Genomic DNA, 19110 nt, shown 5'->3' on the forward strand with positions numbered 1-19110 from the left:
TCGTCGCCGCGCCCCGCCGGGACTCCCGTCCCCATTCCCGTCACCTAGGCAAAGGCTCATGTCCGCCCAGCAACTCTCGGACCTCATACGTTTCGCCCGGCACAACTCGCCGTTCTACCAGGACCTCTACGCATCCCTCCCGCCCCACGCCGACCGCCTCACCGACCTGCCGGTGGTCGATCAGAAGGCCTTCTGGGCGGCCAACTCGCTGCACGACAGCCGCGTGTTGACCGGGCCGCTCAGTGAGGCCACGGTCTACAAGACCGGCGGCACCACCGGGTCCCCGAAGTTCTCCGTCTACACGCGCGACGAGTGGCGCACCTTCGTCACCTCCTTCGGCCAGGGGCTCGTGGACACCGGCCTGCGCCCGGGGCACCGCGTCGCCGACCTCTTCTACGCCGGGGAGCTGTACGCCAGCTTCCTGTTCGTCCTCGACTCGCTGGCCCACGCGCCCGTGGACAACGTCCGCCTGCCCATCGGCGGCGGCGCACCGCTGGAGTCGACGATCCCCACCCTGCGCGAGCTCGCGGCCCAGGTGCTGGCCGGCACGCCCACCACCCTGTGCCGCCTCGCCGAGCAGACCATCGCCTCCGCCGCCCGGCTCGACTCGGTGGAGCTGCTCCTCTTCGGCGGCGAGGCCCTGTTCGACGACCAACGGCGCCTGCTGGCCACCGCGTTCCCCGGCGCCGAGGTGCGTTCCGTCGGGTACGCCAGCGTCGACGCGGGCCTGCTCGGCCGCCCCGTACCGGGCCCCGACGCACGGGTGCACCGCGCCTTCACCCCGTACTCGGTCGTCGAGATCCTCGACGACTCCACCGACGAGCCCGTCACCGAGCCGGGGCGGCCCGGCCGGGTGGTCGTCACCAGCCTCTTCCGGCGCCTCATGCCGATCATCCGCTACCCCGCGGGCGACCGGGCGGAGTGGACCGGCACCGGGCCGGGCCACTTCCGGATCCTCGGCCGCGCCGAAGAGGGCGTACGGGTGGGCCCCGTCTCCCTCTACACCCAGGACGCCCAGGACGCCGTGGCCGCGGCGGACACCGCGGGGCAGGTGGCCGGCATGCAGCTCGTCGTCCGCCGCTGGAACGGCCGCGACGGGCTCGTCCTGCGGCTGGCGGCGGCCCCCGACGCTCCCGGCCGGCCCGCAGCGGGCCGGGACGCGCTGGCCAGGGCCGTGGTCAGGCAGCTGGAGACCGTACGGCCGCTGTATCCGGACAGCGTGCGCGCCGGGTTCGTGCACCCGCTGTCCGTGGAGTGGGCGCGCCACCGCGACCTCGCCGTCAACCCGCGCTCGGGCAAGCTGGTCCGGGTCCTCGACGAGAGGCCGACCGCATGACCACCCCATCCGTGGCCGCACCCGAGGCCGAAACCGGGGCGGAGGCCTCAATCGCAGGCCGGCGCGCTCCGCTGATCCTGCGCAACCGCGCCTTCGGTGCCGTGTGGCTCGGCCAGGTCCTCACCCAGGCCGCCGTGCGCATGTTCCAGGTCGGCGTTTCCTGGTGGATCGTCGCCTACGCCGTCCACGACGCCCGCGGTCTGGCCTCCGGGCTGTTCATGGCGGTCTGCACCCTGCCCGCCGTGGCGCTGGCGCCCGTCGTGGCCCGGGCCGTCGCCCGGTTCGCGCACCGTTCGGTGCTGTGCAGCGCCGCCGGTCTGGCCGGGGGCGCCGCGGCTGCCCTCGCGCTGTGGGCGTACGGCGGCGGGCTGCCGCTCGCCACCGTGTACGCCGCCGGCCTCGCCCTGGCGACCTGCCAGGCGTTCTTCGACCCCTGCCTGACCACCTCGGTGCCCGAACTCGTCGACGACGCCGACATCGAGACGGCCACCGGCTTCGAGCTGTCCACCCAGTCCCTGGCCGGCCTCGGCGGGGCGCTGCTCGGCGCCCTCGCCGTCGACCGGGCCGGGGTGGCCGGACTGGCCGCAGGGTGCGCGGCCGCCTACCTCGGCGCCGCCCTCCTCGTCGCGAGCGCCCGCTTCCGCACCGCGTCGTCCCTATCGGCCGCCGCGGCGACCGCGACCGCATCGACTGCCCCGGACGCCCCGCCGGCAGCCGCTCCCCCGCGGCGCACGCTCCGCCGCATCCTGGGCGAACTGCCCTACGTACGGCGGATCCTGGTCTGCTTCGCGGTGGCGAACCTGTTCACGACCGCCGTGTTCGTCGTCATCCCCCTCTACACCCGCTCGGTCCTCCAGGGCGGCGGCGGCACGGTGGCGCTGCTGGAGGCCTCCCTGGGCACGGGTGCGCTCGTAGGCGCCTTCACCGGCGCCCGCGTGCCGGGGCGGCCCACGGTCGCCGGTGCCTACTGCCTGGGCCTCATGGCCCTCGCCCTGGCGCTGCCCGGGCTGATCGCGCAGCGTCCGGTCGTCGCCGGCAGCCTGGCCGTGGCCGGCTGGTGTGCCGGGGCCGTCAGCGTCCGCTTCGTGGCCCTCTTCCAGCGGCTGGTGCCGGCGGCGGACAAGCCCGGGTTCTTCGCCGTGATGCAAGCCGTGCTGGGGGCCTCGCTGCCGGTGGCCTCACTGGTGTTCGGCACGGCCGGTGACGTCCTGTCGCCGCAGACGCTGTGCCTGGTGCAGGGGATCGGCCTGGTCCCCGCCGCCTGTGCGCTGGCCCTGCTCGGCTCCCCCGCAGCGGATGGCGGCCGGCGTGCGCAGCCCGTCGGGGGCGGCCGGTGAACCCCGTCATCACCCCGGCCGCCCGTGCGGACATCGCCGAGCTGCGCCAGCTCTACTACGCCGTCTACGGGCCGCACTACCCGGTGGCCCTCGGCACCGACCCGGCCGAGATGGCCCGGCTCATGGCAGACCCGCACTCCCTGTGGCTCGTCGGCCGCTGCCCCGACACCGGTGCACTGACCGCGTCAGCCGCCATCCACGGTGAGCCGGGCAGCCGCATCGGCCGCCTGGAGGGCATCGCCGTCCACCCCGGGCACCGCTCGGGGGGCCTGGCCGCCGCCCTGACCGAGGCGCTGTGCGCCGGGATGCTGGACACGGGACGGCTGGACTCGGTGTACGCGACCGTACGCACCGTCAGTGCCGGTCCTCAGCGTGTCGTCGCGCGCAACGGCTTCCGTCCGCTGGGCATCCTGCCCAACGCGGTGGATCTCCGCAGCCGCGAGAGCCTCGCGCTCTACGCGCGTCACTCCGCGGGCGTGCTCGATCGCCGGATCCCCGTCGCCGAAGTGCCCGCCCCGCTCCTGCCGTTGCTGCGCACCGCCGGAGCCGCACTCGGCATCGGCTACCCCGGGGTGCGGGCCGCCGCCGGCCCGCTCCCCGCACCCGCGCCGCAAGGGGCCGTCGAGCGGCTGGAGTCGATCGAGGCTCCCGCCTTCGTACGCCGCCGCTTCCGCGAGCGGTTCCCCGGCGCCGAGGGCTGGTTCTACCCGCTGCACACCCCGAACGTGCTGCTCACCCCCGAGGACGGCCGGTTCGAGGTCTACGCCTACGTCAACCGCGCCGGCGGGTACGCCTCCCTGCTGACCGCCCACCCGGACCCGGCCGCCGCGGCCGCGCACCTCGAACCCGTCACCCGCGCGCTGGCCCGTGCGGGCGCCGGATACGTCGAGGCCCTGGTGCCGCTCGCCCACCAGGAGGCCCTCTCGGCCTTCCTGGCGCAGGGGTTCGTCGCCGGAGCCCTCTACCCGGCGATGCGAGCGGACGGGGACGGCTTCCACGACTACGCCGTCCTGTCCCGTTCCAGCGAGCGGATCGACTTCCGCGGCGTCGCCGTCGAACCGCCCCTCCAGCCCTATCTGGACTGTTTCGTGTCGGCCTGGGCGTCGACCCATCTGCCCACATCCACCGAGGTTGCCTCATGAGCCCCACACACCCCGTGAATCCTGTGAACCCGCATCTCGCGCCGGTCGCCGTACCCGACCCGGCCCTCCTGCCGCACGTACAGCAGCTGTGCGACCTGACCGACCCGTACGCCTTCGGGCCCGCGGAGGACGAACTGTTCGCGGCGGCCATGGCGGAGGCCAACGCCTGGCACACCGAGCGCTCCGCGTTCTTCCGCTCCCTGTACGAGGCCACTCCCCCGGCCGAGCCGTACCGCGCGCCGCTCGTCCACGCGAACTTCTTCAAGCGCCACGAGGTGCTCTCCATCCCGCGCGAGGAGGTCGATCTGCACCTGACCTCCTCCGGTACCACCGGCCAGAAGTCGCAGATGTTCTTCGACCGGTGGACCATTCGCTCCGCCCAGCGCATGGTCGCCCGGATCTTCGACCGCAACGGCTGGATCACCCCCGACCAGGAGGTCAACTACCTCCTGTACAGCTACGAGCCGGCTCCCTCGCTGAACCTCGGGACCGCCTTCACCGACAACTACCTGTGCGATTTCGCCCCGGCGCGCAGCGTCGAGTACGCCCTGCGCAACACCGGCGGCGACCACGAGTTCGACCCCTTCGGGTGCATCGCCGCGCTGCGCCGCTTCGAGCGGGAGGACGCCCCGGTCCGCATCCTGGGCTTCCCGGCGTTCCTCTTCTTCACCCTGGAGCGGATGCGCGCCATGGGGCTGCCCCCGCTGCGCCTGCCCGAGGGCTCCCTCGTCGTCCTCGGCGGCGGCTGGAAGGGGCACGCCGACCGGCGGATCGGCAAGGAGGAGCTGTACGCCCGCGTCACCGAGCAGCTCGGCATCCCGGGTGAGCGGATCCGGGACACCTTCGGGTCGGTGGAGCACTGCATCCCGTACATCGAGTGCGACCGCCACCGGCTGCACGCGCCCGTCTGGTCCCGGGTGACGATCCGCTCCACCCGCACGCTGGAGCCCCTGCCGTACGGCGAACGGGGCTACCTGCACCTGGTGTCCCCGTACATCACCTCGGTGCCGGCGCAGAGCGTGGTCATGGGCGACCTCGCCTCCCTGCGGCCGGGCGACGCCTGCGGGTGCGGGCTTCGGACCCCCTGGTTCACCGTCCACGGCCGTGCCGGGGTGAGCCGCAACCGCAGCTGCGCGGTGGCCGCAGCGGAACTGATGAAGGGCATGGCGTGAGCGTGACGGAGAACAAGGCCGTGTACGAGGACCACGGTGACGGCGCGGACGCCGCGCACCACTACTGGCAGGGCGCCTTCATCGGCGACGAGGAAGCCGGGCGCCGCCTCGCGGAGCTGCCGGCCGCCGTCGAGGCCGCACTGGCCGAAGGACTGGAGACCGAGACCGTCCTGGCCGCCTGCGACGCGCTGGCCGCCGCCCTGCGCGACCCGGCCCACCCGCTGCACGGCAGGCTCGCGCCGCACCTGCCCGCGGGCGAGGACCCGGCCGTCCTGGCCGAGCTCGGCGGCCTGCTCGGCCGGCGGGAGCTGACCCGCAAGCTGCGCCGCGAACTCGGCAGCGCGACGCCCGGCCGGCTGAACCGGGCGGATCCGCGCGAGACGGTCTACGAGGCCTGGGCTCCCGTCGGCCTGGTCGCCCACATCGCCCCGGGCAACGCCGCGACCGTCGCGCCGCTGAGCGTCGTCGAGGGCCTGCTCGCGGGGAACGTCAACGTCCTCAAGACCAGCGGCTCGGACACCCTCCTGACCCAGCACCTGCTGGCCGAGCTCGCGGCCCTGGACCCCAGCGGGGCGCTGGCCGCGCGGATCGTCGTGCTGCGCTTCCCCTCCTCCCGGCAGGAGTGGCTGCGCCTGATGTGCGCGCCCGCGGACGCCGTCGCCGTATGGGGCGGGGAGGGGGCCGTCGAAGGGGTGGCGGCCCATGTGCCGGCCGGCTGCCGGCTGGTGGAGTGGGGGCACCGGATCTCCTTCGCGTATTTGACCGGTGACGCCTGGTCGGATCCGGGCACGCTCGAAGGCCTCGCGGACGATGTGTGCCGGTACGAGCAGCAGGCCTGTTCCAGCCCGCAGGTGGTCTACCTCGACACCGAGGACGAGGGCGAGGTGTTCGCCTTCGCCGAGCGGTTCGCCGCCGTCCTCGCGGCCCGGCCGCCGGCCGTGGCCGACGCGTCGGCGGACGGGCCGGATCCCGCCGAGGCCGCCGAGCTGACCACCACCGAGCTCGTGGCCCGGCTGGAGGAACACCTGGGCCTGACCCGGGTGTTCGCCGCGCCCGACGGCTCCTGGCGGGTCATGGCCGACACCCGGTCCCCGCTCACCGCCTCTCCGCTGCACCGCAGCGTGTGGGTCAAACCGCTGCCCCGCAAGCGGCTGGTCGCCACCCTGCGCCCGATGCGGCGCTACCTGCAGACCGCGGGCCTCGCGGGCAGCCCGACCGACATCGCCGAACTGTCGCGCACCGCCCTCGCCGCCGGCGTCACCCGCGTCACCCCGGTCGGCGCCATGCCGGACAGCTACACGGGCGAGCCGCACGACGGCGTCTACGCCCTCCAGCGCTACAGCCGCCGCGTCGCGGTCCAGGCCGATCCGGCCCGCTTCGCCACCACCGCCTGCCTGGACGACCTGGCACGCCCCGTGGTCCTGCCGCGGCCCGCGGGCCCCCTGCTGGGCAAGGAGGACGTGCAGAAGCTGGGCCCGCGGGTGGCGCGGGCCGACGCCGAGCTGTACTTCCGCAGCGGCGGCAGCACCGGCGCGCCCGCGCTGTCGCTCTTCAGCTACGACGACTACGACACCCAGATGCACGCCGCCGCCCGCGGCCTGCTCGCCGCCGGCTACGACCCGGTCGGGGACCGCACCGCCAACCTCTTCTACTGCGGCGGCATGTACGGCGGTTTCATCAGCTTCTTCTCCGTGCTGGAGCGGCTCGGCGGGGTGCAGCTGCCGCTGTCCGCCGGGCCCGACCACCGCGCCACCGCGCGGGCCCTGATCGACCACGGGGCGGACACCCTCTTCGGGATGCCCTCCTACCTGTGGCAGCTGCTCCACGCGGAGGCGGACGCCCTGCGCGCGTACGGGGGCCTGCGCAAGGTCTTCTACGGCGGCGAGCACTTCACCGAGGAGCAGCAGCGCACCCTGAAGGACACGTTCGGCATCGAGGCCGTCCGCTCGATCACCTACGGCAGCACCGACCTCGGCCCGCTCGGCTACCAGTGCACCGAGAGCTCCGGGAGTGTCCACCACCTGCACGCGGACCTCCACACGATGGAGATCGTGGATCCGGTCGAGGACCGGCCGGTGGCCCCGGGCGAGACGGGCCGGCTGGTCTTCACCACACACGCCCGGCGCGGGCAGCACCTGGGCCGGTACGTGATCGGCGACCTCGGCCGGGAGGTGCCGGGCCGCTGCCCCTGCGGCCGGACGGCGCCCCGCTTCGAGCTGCGGGGGCGCACCGGTGACGTGATGCGGGTGGCGACCTACTTCCTGGGCCACCGCCGCTTCCTGGCCCTGGCCGGGGAACAGGGCGGCCATCGCGGGGAGCTGCAGATCCGGCTCGACCGCACGGACGCGCGCGAGCGGCTGACCGTACGGGTGGAGCGGGCCGGGGCGGCGGACGCGGAGCGGCTGCGGGAGGTCTTCCTCGCCGGCTACCCGGAGCTCCGCTCGGCGGTGGCGGAGGAGCTGCTGGAGCTGGTGGTCGAGGTGGTCGACGGGGCGTCGCTGGACCGCAGCGCGGCCAGCGGCAAGCTCCTCGCGGTGGTGGACGCACGCGGCTAGGCGACGGCCGGGCGGGCGGCGAACGGGCGTGCCCGGCCCGCTCGCCCGGCGGTGGTGGTCCCGCCGTGTCCGAGGCTCAGGGCGCCGGGGCCGGCGCCGTGTGCGTGGGGGCGAACATGCGCAGCAGGGCCGGGAGGACCAGGACGCTCGGGCCGGGGGCGGCCAGGGCCGCGGCCAGGTCCCGCTCCAGGTCCTCGGGGGTGGTGAGGGAGGCCGGGACGGCGAAGGATCCGGCGAGTCGGACGAAGTCCGGGCGGGCGAGTTCGGTGGCGGTGGCCTCGCCGAAGGTGTCCGTCATGTAGTCGCGCAGGATGCCGTAGCCGCCGTCGTCGACGATCAGCCAGGTGACGTTCAGGCCGAGCTGGCGGGCGGTCGCCAGCTCGGCGATCGAGTACATCGCCCCGCCGTCCCCGGAGACCGCGAGCACCGGCCGGTCCGGGCGGGCGGCCGCCGCGCCGATGGCCGCGGGGAATCCGTAGCCGAGGCCGCCGGCGCCCTGGGCGGAGTGCATGGCGTTCGGTACGCGGGCGTCGAAGGCCGACCAGGCCCAGTAGCCGAGGATCGTCATGTCGAAGAAGACCGGCGCGACGTCGGGCAGGGCGCGCCGCAGGGAGGCCAGCAGTCCGCGTTCCAGGTGCAGCCCCTGCTCGTCGAGGCGCGCACCGACGCGTTCGAGCAGCCCGGCCGCCGCCGCCTCGGCGCGGCCGTCCGGCTCCCTGGCGGGGATGGAGTCGACCAGGGCTGCCAGGGCGGGTCGGGCGTCGGCGTGGATCCCGAAGGCGGGGTGGTTGGACTCCAGCTTGCCGAGGTCCGCCTCGATCTGGATCAGGCGGCCGCGCGGGGCGAACGTGTGGTAATTGCTGGACAGTTCACCGAGCCCGGAGCCGACCACGAGGAGGACGTCGGCCTGCTCGAGCAGGTCGGTGGTGTGGCGGTCCTCCAGCCAGGACTGGAGTGAGAGAGGGTGCTCCCAGGGGAAGGCGCCCTTGGCTCCGAAGGTGGTGGCGACCGGGGCGCGCAGCAGTTCGGCGAGGTGCAGCAGTTCCCCGGTCGCGCCCGAGCGGATCACTCCGCCGCCCGCCAGGATGACCGGGCGCTCGGCCTCCGCCAGGAGGAGGGCGGCCTCTGCGATCAGCTCGGGCCGAGGGGGCAGCGGGCGGGGCTCGGCGCGCAGACCGGTCACCGGGGGGACGGTGGTCGGTGCGAGCAGGACGTCCTGGGGGACCTCCAACCAGACCGGTCCGTAGGGCACGCTGAGCGCGGACTCCCAGGCGGCGGCCAGGGCGGAGGGGATCTGCGAGGCAGTGCGCGCGGTGTGCACGCTCTTGACGATGTCGCGGAAACTGGCCTGCTGGTCGACGAGTTCGTGCAGGTAGCCGTGCCGGCCGCCGCCGAGGCCGGCCGAGGGGACCTGGCTGGAGACGGCCAGTACGGGGACGGAGGCGGCGGCCGCCTCCTGGAGGGCGGCGAGCGAGGTGAGGGCGCCCGGGCCGGTGGAGAGGAACAGCGGGGCGGCGGTACCGGCGGTGCGGGCGTAGCCGTCGGCGGCGAAGCCGGCGTTGTTCTCGACCCGCAGGCCCACGTAGCGCAGGGGGGAGCGGCGCAGTGCGTCGAAGAGGCCCAGGGCGTGCTGGCCGGGGAGGCCGAAGACGCATTCGGCGCCGAGGGCGGAGAGGGATTCGACGACGAGGTCGCCGCCGTTGCGGGTGTTGCGGATGCCGCGGGTGGTGCGAATGCCGCGGGTGCCGCTGGGGTTCTCGGTGCTCATCGGCGTCTCTCAGTTGGCGTGGTCGGGGGCGATGCGCTCGACGAGGCGGAGCAGGGCGGCCCAGGCCAGGTCGTACGCCTCGTCGTCCTGGAAGTCGGACCCGTGCTGCTCTCCGGAGAGCTGTCGGGCGGTCAGCTCGCAGACCTCGGGGGCGGGCAGCACCAGCGGGGCGCCGCCGGCCATGGCCGTGGTCTGGATCTGGCAGGCCCGCTCCAGGTAGTGCATGCGCAGGAAGGCCTGGGCGGGGCTCGCGCCTACGGTCAGCAGGCCGTGGTTGCGCAGGATCATCGCGGGGTGGTCGCCCAGATCGGCGACCAGGCGCTTTTGCTCATCGAGGTTGAGGGCGACCCCCTCGTAGTCGTGGTAGCCCAGCCGGTTGTGGAACTCCATCGACATCTGGTTCAGCGGCAGCAGCCCGTCCGCTTGGGCGGCGACGGCGCAGCCGGCTCGGGTGTGCGTGTGCAGGACGCAGTGGGCGTCCGGGCGGGCGCTGTGGATCGCGCCGTGGATGACGAAGCCGGCCGGGTTGACGGGGTGGGGGCCCGGCTCGACGGGCCGGCCGGACAGGTCGATCCTCACCAGGCTGGAGGCGGTGATCTCCTCGAAGAGCAGGCCGTAGGGGTTGATGAGGAAGTGCTGCTCGGGGCCGGGGAGGCGGGCGGAGATGTGGGTGAAGATCAGGTCCGTCATCCTGAAGTGCGCGACCAGCCGGTAGACCGCGGCGAGTTCGCGGCGCAGCACGCGTTCGGTGGTGTCCATGGAGTCCTCCGAGTTCCTTGTTCCGCAGCCGTCTTCCGTCTTCCGTCCTCCGTCCGTCAGTGCTCGGAGGCGGCGGGTGCGGCGACCGCGGGGGCGGCGGCGGGCGGGGCGGCCTGGGCGGTGTCCTCACCGGCCAGGCGGCGGCGCCACCGGTCCAGGATCGCGGCGTCCGTGGGCCGGGTGGCGAGGCTGACCGCCAGGTAGGCGACGAGACTGACGGCGAGGCCGTAGTAGACGGGCTCGTTGGCCAGCACGCCCTCGGTGACCATCAGGGTGATCACGGTGAGGCCGCCCGCGGTCATCGCGGCGAGAGCGCCCTGGAGGTTGCCGCGCCGCCACAGCAAGCCGCCGAGGATGGGGACGAGGAGGCCGCCGACGAGCATGTTGTAGGCGACGGTCAGGGCGGCGATGACGTCGTCCAGCAGGCAGGCGACGACGATCGAGACGACGCCCAGGGCCACGATGGTCACGCGGTTGGCGCGGACCTCGTCGTGGTCCTCGTGGTCCGGTGCCCCGGCGGGGCGCCCGCCGCGTACGCGCAGCCGGGCCAGGATGTCGTTGTTGGCCACCGTCGCCGACGCGATCAGGGCGCCGCTGGCGGTGGACATCATGGCGGACAGCGCCGCCGCGAGGACCAGGCCCTTGACTCCCGTCGGCAGCAGGTTCTTGACGATGGTCGCGAAGGCGCTGTCGGCGCTCTCCAGCGTCGGGTAGAGGGTCTTGGCGGCCATGCCGATGAACGCGCCGGCCAGGGCGTACACCAGGCAGTACAGGCCGGCCGCGGTGCCGCCGTAGGAGGCGACCTTGTCGGAGCGGGCGGTGAAGATGCGCTGCCAGATGTCCTGGCCGATCAGCATGCCGAAGGTGTAGATCAGCACGAAGGTGAAGATGGTCTCCCCGCCGATGGAGGTGAAGGAGAAGTAGTCGTCCGGGAGTTCGTCCTTCATCTGCGCGAAGCCGCCGGCCTTGACGACCGCGATCGGCAGGAGCAGCACCAGGACGCCGATGCTCTTCACCACGAACTGCACCATGTCGGTGAGGGTGATGGACCACATGCCGCCCATGGCCGAGTAGGCGACGACGACCGAGCCGCCGATCACCACGGCCGCCCAGCGCGGCACGTCGAACAGGACGTCGAAGACGGTCGCGTAGGCGATGGTGGAGGTGACGACCAGCATCAGCGTGTAGATCCACATCACGAGGCCGGAGATCAGGCTCGCGGCGTCGCCGTAGCGCAGCGAGAGCATCTCGGCGACGGTGTAGACCTTGAGCCGGGCTATGCGGGCGGAGAAGAAGGCGCTCAGGGCGAGCAGGCCCAGGCCGATGGCGAAGACCATCCAGGCGCCCGAGAGGCCGTGGGTGTATCCGAGGCGCACACCGCCGATGGTGGAGGCGCCGCCGAGGACGACGGCGGCCATGGTGCCGGTGTACATCACGGGCCCGAGGCGGCGGCCGGCGACGAGGAAGTCGCTCTTGGACGCGGCGCGCCGTTTGCCCCACCATCCGACGCCGACGATACCCAGCAGGTATCCGAACATCACCATGTAGTCGACCGTCATGAGGGGTCCTCCGTTGGGGCGGCGGCAGGTGCCGGTGAAGCGGGGATGGGGCTGACGCTATGCGGACCGCGGACTCCCCGGAAGAGCAGATTCCATCCAATGCGATGGTGAAGAATGGATGAACCATCCAACGGACGGACGAGATGACCACGCCCCACGCCCCCGCGCCCGGCTCCCCCGCCCTGCCCCTCGCCACGCTGCTCGCCGACCCCGAACTGGGTCTGGAGCAGATAGCCGGACCCGTCGACGACCGGCTGATCGGCACCGCCGGCACGACCGAGGTCGAGGATCCGGCCCCGTACCTGATCGGCGGCGAACTGCTCCTCACGGCCGGCGTGCGGCTCCCCCGCACCGCGGAGGGCATCGACGACTACGTGCGGGGCGTGGTCGGGGCGGGGGCCGCCGCGCTGGGGTTCGGCGTGGCACCGGTGTACGACGAGGTCCCGCCGGACCTGGTCCTCGCCTGCGGGCGGCACGGCCTGCCCCTGCTGCGCGTTCCGGTCGCCACCCCGTTCGTGGCCATCGGCCGCTCCCTCTACGGTGCGATGGCCGAGGCCAGCACCCGGGACCTGCGGCAGGTCTCGCAGGCCCAGTCCGGCCTCGCCTCCGCCGCGGCCCGCCCCGACGCGATGCCCGCGGTCCTTCAGCAGCTCTCCGCCCATCTGGCCGCCTGGACCGTGCTGGTCGACGCGCACGGCCGGGAGCTGTTCAGCGCCGGACCCCGGCCCGAGCCGGCCGTCCGCCGACAGCTGCTCGACCTGGCCGTACGCACGATGGCGCGGTCCCGGCACACCGGGGCCGGCCGCACCCAGCCGCCCCCGACCGCGGCCGCCGAACACCACGCGGGCGGCCGGCTCACCGTGCACACGCTTCCCGGCAGGGAAGGCGTGGCCGGGCCGCTGGTCGTCGGCATCGCCGCCGCCGCGGCGCCCACGGTCGTCCACCGGTCGGTGACGGGCGTGGCCACCGTCCTGCTCTCCCTGCTCACCAGCCCGCGGCACGCCCTCGGTACGGATGCCGCCGGCGCGGGCGCGCTGGTCCGGCTGATGCTCGGAGCCTCGCCCGCCGAGGTCGCCCCCGCCCTCCTCCCGGCCGGCGCACCGCCCGGCGGACGGTGGGTGGTCGTCCACGGCCACCGCAGCAGGCCGCAGGCCGGCCGGACGGCCACCTCCGACGGCGATCCCGTGCAACTCGCGGCCCTCGGAACCGCCTTGGGCACCTCCTACCTCGACCTGGACGGCGATGCGCTGCGCGCCCTGGTGCCCGGAGGGCACGGTGTCGAGGCGGAGGCCGAGGCCGCTGCCCGGCTGGGCTGGACCCTCGGCTTCAGCCCGCCCGTGGCCACCGTCGACCTGCCGATCGCGGACACGCAGGCCGAACGCGCGCTGCGGCGCGCCCTCGCCCGGCGCGAGCCCGTCGTCCGCCACCGCACCGACGAGCAGAGCGTCCACGGCATCGTGGACGCCGCCGACGCGAGCGCGCTGGCCCGGACCCGGTTCGCCCCGCTCGACAACGCCGCGTCGCCCGGGCCCGCCGTCCTGCTGGAGACGCTGCGCACCTGGCTCTCCCTGCAAGGCAGTTGGGACCAGTCGGCCGCCGCGCTCCAGGTGCACCGCAACACCGTGCGCCACCGCATCGGCCGCGTGGCCGAGCTGCTGGGCGCCGATCTGCAGGACCCGGACCTGCGGATGGAGCTGTGGTTCGCCTTGCGCTGGCTGCCCGGCGAACGCCCGGTCGCGGCCGCGGCCGACGGCGCGGGCGCGGCCGACCGGCCGTGACGGCGCGGTGCAGCGCCGCCTCCTCCAGCGGGAGCGCCGCACGCCGCGGCCGGTGACGGGCAGCCCGGACCGTGCTGGTCAGCCCTCCTGGGCGGCGCCCTCGGCGTCCTCGGCCCGCGTGTGCGCGACGAGGGCGTTGGCGTGGCCGTGTCCCAGGCCGTGTTCGGACTTGAGCCAGGCGACGAGCTCCATGTGCCGGGTCAGCGGCGAGGACCGGATGAGGTCCTTCCACTCCGCGACCGGGCGGCCGTACTTCTTCTCGATCGAGGGGAAGTAGGCGGCGGGGCCGTGCACGGTGTCGGGCATGGGGTGCTCCGTCTCATCAGTGCGCCGGATCGGAGAGCCAACCCGACGGCGCTTCGGTGTCGTCGGTGGGTAGACCCCGGGACGAGCGGGAACTCATCGGCCCTGCGGACGTGAATCCACCAGTGGAGGGTCGGGAGGCAGGCGGGGGCCGGGTGCCGGACACGGCCGCCCGGCACCCGGCGGGTCACTTGGCCTCCAGGTCACTCCTCGCGCACCACCCGGACGCTCGTGAGCCGCGGGTCGACCGCGTCCGGTACGAACATGCCCGCCTCGACCCCGGAGCGCAGGTAGCGCAGGACGTCCCGGGTGAGGCGCTCCCCGGGCAGGGCCGCCGGGATTCCCGGCGGGTACGGGGTCAGCATCTCGGCGGCGATCCGTCCGTGCGCCTTGTCCCAGGGGACCTGTTCGGTCGGCCCGAAGTAGGCGTCGCGGGGCAGGGCCGCCTGCTCCAGCCGGATCCGGGACGGCGGGGGCACCTGCACGGGCCGGCCGGTCCGAAGCTCCGGGGCGTGGGCGGCCAGGTCGGTCAGGGCAGCCAGCAGGACGTCGGCCGTGCCCTCGTCATCGGCGTGGGTGAGCTGGGCGCTGACGCGGCGGTGGTCGGCGACGTGGAGGTTGACCCGGTGCTGCCGGCGCAGCCAGTCCGCGGCCCGGTATCCGGTGACCTCCCAGGCGCTGATGTCGATGATGATCTGCAGGGGGTCCATGTCCGCCGCCCGGCCGGGCCCGCAGAAGTCGTCCCGGCCGTGCACCCGCATGCCGTCGATGCGGGAGATCCGCTCGCGGGTCCGTGCGGCGAGGGCGAGGGCGTCGTCGTAGAGGACCCGGCCGTGTTCGACCATCTGCCGGCGCCAGCCGTCCAGCGCGGCGTAGACGAGCACCGAGGGGCTGGTCGTGCCCAGCAGGTCTTCGCGGCTCTTGAGCACTTCGGGCGCGACCAGGTCGCCCTGGAGGTGGAATACCGAGCCCTGTTCCAGGCCGGAGCCCATCTTGTGGACGGAGGTCACGCACACGTCGGCGCCGGCGTCCATCGCCCAGGCGGGCAGGTCGGGGTGGAAGGGCAGGTGGGCGCCCCAGGCCTCGTCGACGATCAGGGGCCGGCCGCGCCGGTGGCAGACGTCGGCGAGGGCGGCGAGGTCCGTGCAGGTGCCGTACGGGGTGGGCGTGGTCACCAGGGCTCCGCGGGCGTCGGGGTGCTCGGCGAAGGCGGCCTCGAAGGCCTCGGCGGTCGGCGGGTGGGCGAGGTGGCGTTCGTCGTCCCACTGGGGGTCGACCCAGACGGGCTGGATGCCCGAGAGGATCAGGCCCGAGACGACCGACTTGTGGGCGTCCCGGCCGACCAGGAGCTTGTCGTGCGGCCCGGCCACGGACAGCATGGCCGACTTCACCGACAGGGAGCTGCCGCAGGTGGAGAAGAAGGCGTGGTCGGCGCCGACGGCCTCGGCCATCAGCGCCTGCGCCGCCTCCACGACCGCCTGGGAGGACGTCCGGTCGTCCAGGCCGCTGGTGGCCAGTACGTCGGACCGGAACACCGCGTCGCCCAGGACGGCCCGCACCCGGGGGTCGGTGCCGCGGCCCTGCTTGTGTCCGGGAGGTGTGAAAGGGGTCTGGCCGCTCTCGTGGTAGGCGGCCAGCGCTTCGAGTACCGGGGCCTTCGACTGGTTCATGGCCCGCGCCTGCCCGGAGGCGGCGGCGGGAAACGGCGGTCCGGCGCGGGGCGGGCCGGGCAATCCCGGCGTGGGCCCCGCCCTTCGCGCGGGTTCAGGCGGGTACCCGGGAGAACGGGCTCGCGCCCAGGCCGGCCAGGAGATCAGCCGGGTCGCGGTAGACGGCCGCCGCCCCGGCCTCCTCCAGGTCACCCCGGGGGATCCCGCCGCACAGCAGGCCGACGACGGTCACGCCGGCCCGCCGGGCCGCCTCCATGTCCCAGACGGAGTCGCCGACGAACACCGCGCGTTCCGGCGGCACCTGGGCCAGTTCGAGGGCGTGCCGGACCGGGTCGGGGGCGGGTTTGCCGTGCTCCACGTCATCGGAGGTCGCGGTGTCGTCGATGGCGTCGTCCGCGTCGACGGCCTTGCGCAGGGCCTCGAGTTCCCTGTCCTTGGCCGAGGTGACCAGCAGGACCTTCCACCCGGCCTGCGACAGGGTGCGCAGCAGCTGCGCTGCCGAGTCGAAGGCGGGGAGCCGGTCGAAGTACGTGGCGTACAGGGTGTCGTGGGCGGCGCTCATCCGGTCGTCGTCGGAGTGGTCCCGGTCCTCGCCGAGAAGGTGGTCCAGGAGGTCCTCGCCGGGCAGGCCGATCGCCCGGTGGACGGCGTGCATGGGCACGCGGTGTCCGGCCTGCCGCAGGGCTTCCCACCAGGCGGTGACGTGGAGGTGGTTGGTGTCCGTGAGGGTGCCGTCGACGTCGAAGAGGGCAGCGCGGTCCATGCGGGTCCCCCTCACAGTTTCCGCAGGGCGGGCAGCAGCTTGGCCTCGGCCCACTCCAGGAACGGTGCCTGGTGGTCGCCGCCGATCTGGACGAGGGCGACCTCGGTGAAGCCCGCCTCCGCGTAGGGCCGCACCGCCTCGACGAACGCCTCGACGTCGTCGCCGCACGGGATGGCCTCGGCCACGTCCTCGGGCCGGGTGTGCTGGGCGGCCTGTTCGAAACCGGTGGGGCCGGGGAGTTCGGCATTGACGCGCCAGCCGCCCAGGGCCCAGCGGAACTGGTCGTGCGCGCGGGACACGGCCGCGTCGCGGTCGGTGTCGTAGCAGACGGGGAGCTGGCCGACCCGGGGCTTGCCCGCGCCGCCGTGCGCGTCGAACTGCCGCAGCAGCTCCGCCTTCGGCTCGGTGGCGATCACGAGGTCGCCGTGGCGGCCCGCGACCTCGCACGAGACCGGGCCCGAGACGGCGATCCCGATCGGGGGCAGGTCGTCGGGGACGTCCCAGAGCCTGGCGTTCTCGACGTCGAAGTGCGTGCCGTGGTGGCTCACGTACTCGCCGGTGAACATCCGCCGGATGATGTCCACGGCCTCCTCCAGCATCTCCAGCCGTACGTGGGCGGCGGGCCAGCCGGCGCCGACGATGTGCTCGTTCAGGTTCTCGCCCGAGCCGAGTCCCAGCCGGAACCGGCCCTCGGACAGGATCTGCAGGGTCGCCGCCTTCTGTGCGACGACCGCGGGGTGGTACCGGAAGGTCGGGCAGGTCACGTACGTCATCAGCGGGATCCGGGACGTGGCCTGCGCGGCCGCGCCGAGGACGCTCCAGGCGTACGGGGCGTGCCCCTGCGACTCCAGCCAGGGGAACGAGTGGTCCGAGATCACGGAGAAGTCGAACCCCGCCCGCTCCGCTCCCACCACGTGGTCCACCAGCTCACGCGGGCCTGCCTGCTCGGTCATCATCGTGTACCCGATTTGCACCATAGATGGCGCCTTGCCGCGATCGGGCCGGATGAAACCCTCCCGCGGCCACGAGCCTTCGGATGGCTCAGCGGCCGCGGGCCGGGGGCCGTCGGGCGTCATCGGGGGTCATCGCGGGAGTCATCGGGCCAGGAACTCGTCGAGGAGCCTGTCGAGGTCGAGGAACTCCTGGCCGGCGCCGACGACCGCGTACGTCTGCTCCAGGAACGCCGTGAGGGCGCGGGCGTCCACGAAGAGGACGGCCTGCCCGTGCGGGCCGCTGCTCCCGCCGCGCAGGTCGACCCGGAGTTCGCCGACGCCGGGTCCCTGGCGGGGGCGGAAGGCCACGTCCCCCTCGCCCACCGGACGGTGGAGTCCCTCGGCCAGCATCTGCCGGTCGAAGTGCCAGCGTGCGAGGACGCTGGGGCCGTCGAAGAACGCGGCCTGTACTTCGTACGGAGCAGTGTCGTCATACGAGAAGCGGGCGAGGAGGGGCACTTGGCCCGTCGCCGCGTCGAGGCGCACGACGATCAGAGCGGACACACAGGACATCGAGGGGGCCTCCTGGCTGGGCTGCACGGCTGCGCTCGTGTGCCCCGCATCGCCCCTGCCACACTGGACCGATCGAGGGAACCGCGGGACAGCGGGATCAGATACGTCCGCCGGTGAGCCGGGAGAGCGGTCCGCGCTGCCGCAGGCCCGCGCGGCGGCCCGCGCTGTAGGCGGTGGTCACGACGACCGCGCCGGCGGTGGCGGCTCCGGCCGCGATGGCCTTGCGGGCGCGCACCGCGGTCCAGATCCATCCGGCCCGGCCGACCGTGCCGCGGACGGCCTGCGCGGCCGCGACGGTCTTCTCCGCCAGCGGGGCGGGCAGGGCCGTGAGCACGCGCCCGGTACCGCTCGCGGCGTCGGAGGCCGCCTTCGCTCCGTCCCGGGCTCCGGTGGAGGCCGCCTTCGCTCCGTCGCGGGCTCCGGTGGAAGCCGCCTTCGCTCCGTCGCGGGCCGCGGTGGCGGCCTGGGAGCGGGGCTTGGTCCCGTTCGAGGAACCGCCGGACGTGGAACGGCTGTTGGTGGTCTTCTCGGATTCAGTCATGTCTCGCGTGTGACCGAAAGCCCGTGCGGTAAACCCGTCGGGCTCACAGGAGTTTGCCGAGGGGGCCGAGATCGATGTTGAGGTCTTCGGGCTCGAGTCCGAAGCGGGTGCGCAGCAGTTCCATACGGTCTTCCAGGAGCATCAGGGTCAGGCCGAGGCGCTCCTCCTGCTCCTCGGTCAGTCCGCCGGTCTCGACGCGGCGCAGCGCCTGGCGCTCCATCAGCTGGCGCAGGAGTTCGATGACGGTCAGGACGAGGCAGGCGAGGTCGCGCTCGACGGTGTCGGGGTCGAGGTCGAGCCTCTGCTGTCGGCTCACGGGGCTCCCTCCTTCCAGGGTGAGGGGACGGCGTCGTTCACCGAGCTGATGAGCGCCTTGAGGTCGATGCGGACGAGGTCGATGTCGGCGATCCGCAGGGTGATGTCGCCCGCGAGGACCACCCCGCCCGCCAGCAGGCGGTCGAGGAGGTCGACGAGGGCGACGTCCTGGTTGGCGATCATGCGGGCCGGGCCGGCGCGGTGGCGGTGTGGGTGAAGGAGTAGGGCACCCAGGGGCCCGTGACCTCCACTCGGACACCCGCCGGCAGCTCGTCGACCGGCGGCACGCTGTCGAGGAAGGCCTGCCGGTCGGCGGTGGGCACCAGGTAGGCGGCGTTGAGGACGTTCTCTCCCGGTACGTGGGACAGCTGCCGCTGCTGGGGCGGGTGGAGGACGGCGCCGGACGCCTGGCGGGTGAGCCGCTCGTGGAGGGCTTCGGCCGTGCGCTGGGCCTGGCCGGTGCGATCGGCCTGCACCCGGCGGTCGTTCAGCCGGCGGCGCAGGTAGGCGCGGCCCCCGCATCGCCGGCTCGCCCGACCTCTACTCGAGCCGCGGCACCGCGGCCTCGGTCAACTTCCTGACCGCGCACGACGGGTTCACCCTCGCC

At 73.9% G+C, this 19110-nt stretch carries 18 protein-coding genes; 6 read left to right on the forward strand and 12 right to left on the reverse strand.

The annotated features are described in order from the left end of the window. The first annotated feature begins 58 nt into the window (after positions 1 to 58). From AB0D66_RS30270 to AB0D66_RS30290, 5 genes are read left to right on the forward strand one after another with little or no spacing between them, the layout of a single operon-like run. Entirely contained in the window at positions 59 to 1336 is a 1278-nt protein-coding gene (locus AB0D66_RS30270) for an AMP-binding protein (protein WP_362310366.1), read from the forward strand. After that, complete coding sequence (locus AB0D66_RS30275; RefSeq protein WP_362310368.1) at positions 1333 to 2673, forward strand: MFS transporter; 1341 nt, start codon at positions 1333 to 1335, stop codon at positions 2671 to 2673. Before AB0D66_RS30270 ends, AB0D66_RS30275 begins: the two co-directional genes overlap by 4 nt. Then, positions 2670 to 3815 carry a GNAT family N-acetyltransferase gene (locus tag AB0D66_RS30280; protein ID WP_362310370.1) on the forward strand — a complete coding sequence of 382 codons (1146 nt, stop codon included), beginning with the start codon at positions 2670 to 2672 and terminating at the stop codon, positions 3813 to 3815. Before AB0D66_RS30275 ends, AB0D66_RS30280 begins: the two co-directional genes overlap by 4 nt. 23 nt (positions 3816 to 3838) lie before the next feature. Beyond that, complete coding sequence (locus AB0D66_RS30285) at positions 3839 to 4987, forward strand: acyl-protein synthase (protein ID WP_362310395.1); 1149 nt, start codon at positions 3839 to 3841, stop codon at positions 4985 to 4987. 2 nt (positions 4988 to 4989) lie between these two features. Continuing rightward, entirely contained in the window at positions 4990 to 7542 is a 2553-nt protein-coding gene (locus AB0D66_RS30290) for an acyl-CoA reductase (RefSeq protein WP_362310372.1), read from the forward strand. A gap of 76 nt (positions 7543 to 7618) precedes the next feature. On the opposite strand, the gene AB0D66_RS30295 is transcribed toward AB0D66_RS30290, so the two are convergent. Genes AB0D66_RS30295 through AB0D66_RS30305 form a run of 3 tightly spaced genes read right to left on the reverse strand, consistent with a single transcriptional unit; the run spans position 7619 to position 11628 of the window. Continuing rightward, positions 7619 to 9310 carry a thiamine pyrophosphate-binding protein gene (locus AB0D66_RS30295; RefSeq protein WP_362310374.1) on the reverse strand — a complete coding sequence of 564 codons (1692 nt, stop codon included), beginning with the start codon at positions 9308 to 9310 and terminating at the stop codon, positions 7619 to 7621. A 9-nt stretch (positions 9311 to 9319) separates the two neighbouring features. Next, positions 9320 to 10129, reverse strand: a complete 810-nt coding sequence (locus tag AB0D66_RS30300; protein ID WP_362310397.1) for a class II aldolase/adducin family protein — start codon at positions 10127 to 10129, stop codon at positions 9320 to 9322. Continuing rightward, on the reverse strand, positions 10126 to 11628 hold the full coding sequence (locus AB0D66_RS30305) for a sodium:solute symporter (protein WP_362310376.1): 1503 nt from the start codon (positions 11626 to 11628) through the stop codon (positions 10126 to 10128). Before AB0D66_RS30305 ends, AB0D66_RS30300 begins: the two co-directional genes overlap by 4 nt. A gap of 143 nt (positions 11629 to 11771) precedes the next feature. Here AB0D66_RS30305 and AB0D66_RS30310 point away from each other — a divergent pair, with 143 nt between their 5' ends. Then, a complete protein-coding gene (locus tag AB0D66_RS30310) occupies positions 11772 to 13406 on the forward strand; it encodes a helix-turn-helix domain-containing protein (RefSeq protein ID WP_362310377.1) in 1635 nt (544 codons plus the stop codon). Positions 13407 to 13484: 78 nt separating this feature from the next. On the opposite strand, the gene AB0D66_RS30315 is transcribed toward AB0D66_RS30310, so the two are convergent. From AB0D66_RS30315 to AB0D66_RS30355, 9 genes are all read right to left on the reverse strand, one after another. Further along, positions 13485 to 13712, reverse strand: a complete 228-nt coding sequence (locus AB0D66_RS30315) for a DUF4287 domain-containing protein (protein WP_362310379.1) — start codon at positions 13710 to 13712, stop codon at positions 13485 to 13487. 200 nt (positions 13713 to 13912) lie between these two features. After that, complete coding sequence (locus AB0D66_RS30320; RefSeq protein ID WP_362310381.1) at positions 13913 to 15379, reverse strand: ornithine decarboxylase; 1467 nt, start codon at positions 15377 to 15379, stop codon at positions 13913 to 13915. 94 nt (positions 15380 to 15473) lie between these two features. Then, on the reverse strand, positions 15474 to 16142 hold the full coding sequence (locus AB0D66_RS30325; RefSeq protein ID WP_362310383.1) for an HAD family hydrolase: 669 nt from the start codon (positions 16140 to 16142) through the stop codon (positions 15474 to 15476). A gap of 11 nt (positions 16143 to 16153) precedes the next feature. Next, a complete protein-coding gene (locus AB0D66_RS30330) occupies positions 16154 to 17119 on the reverse strand; it encodes an LLM class F420-dependent oxidoreductase (RefSeq protein WP_362310385.1) in 966 nt (321 codons plus the stop codon). A 117-nt stretch (positions 17120 to 17236) separates the two neighbouring features. Next, on the reverse strand, positions 17237 to 17647 hold the full coding sequence (locus tag AB0D66_RS30335) for an SsgA family sporulation/cell division regulator (RefSeq protein WP_362310387.1): 411 nt from the start codon (positions 17645 to 17647) through the stop codon (positions 17237 to 17239). Positions 17648 to 17744: 97 nt separating this feature from the next. Beyond that, positions 17745 to 18188, reverse strand: a complete 444-nt coding sequence (locus AB0D66_RS30340) for a hypothetical protein (RefSeq protein WP_362310389.1) — start codon at positions 18186 to 18188, stop codon at positions 17745 to 17747. Positions 18189 to 18231: 43 nt separating this feature from the next. After that, complete coding sequence (locus AB0D66_RS30345; protein WP_361766946.1) at positions 18232 to 18504, reverse strand: gas vesicle protein K; 273 nt, start codon at positions 18502 to 18504, stop codon at positions 18232 to 18234. Continuing rightward, on the reverse strand, positions 18501 to 18686 hold the full coding sequence (locus tag AB0D66_RS30350; RefSeq protein WP_362310391.1) for a gas vesicle protein: 186 nt from the start codon (positions 18684 to 18686) through the stop codon (positions 18501 to 18503). The genes AB0D66_RS30345 and AB0D66_RS30350 overlap by 4 nt, the downstream gene beginning before the upstream one ends. Continuing rightward, positions 18683 to 18979: a GvpL/GvpF family gas vesicle protein gene (locus AB0D66_RS30355; RefSeq protein WP_362310393.1), complete on the reverse strand. Its 297-nt coding sequence runs from the start codon at positions 18977 to 18979 to the stop codon at positions 18683 to 18685. Before AB0D66_RS30355 ends, AB0D66_RS30350 begins: the two co-directional genes overlap by 4 nt. Positions 18980 to 19110 lie beyond the last annotated feature (131 nt).

It is taken from the genome of Streptomyces sp. NPDC048270 (assembly GCF_040652335.1).
GTDB lineage: Bacteria > Actinomycetota > Actinomycetes > Streptomycetales > Streptomycetaceae > Streptomyces.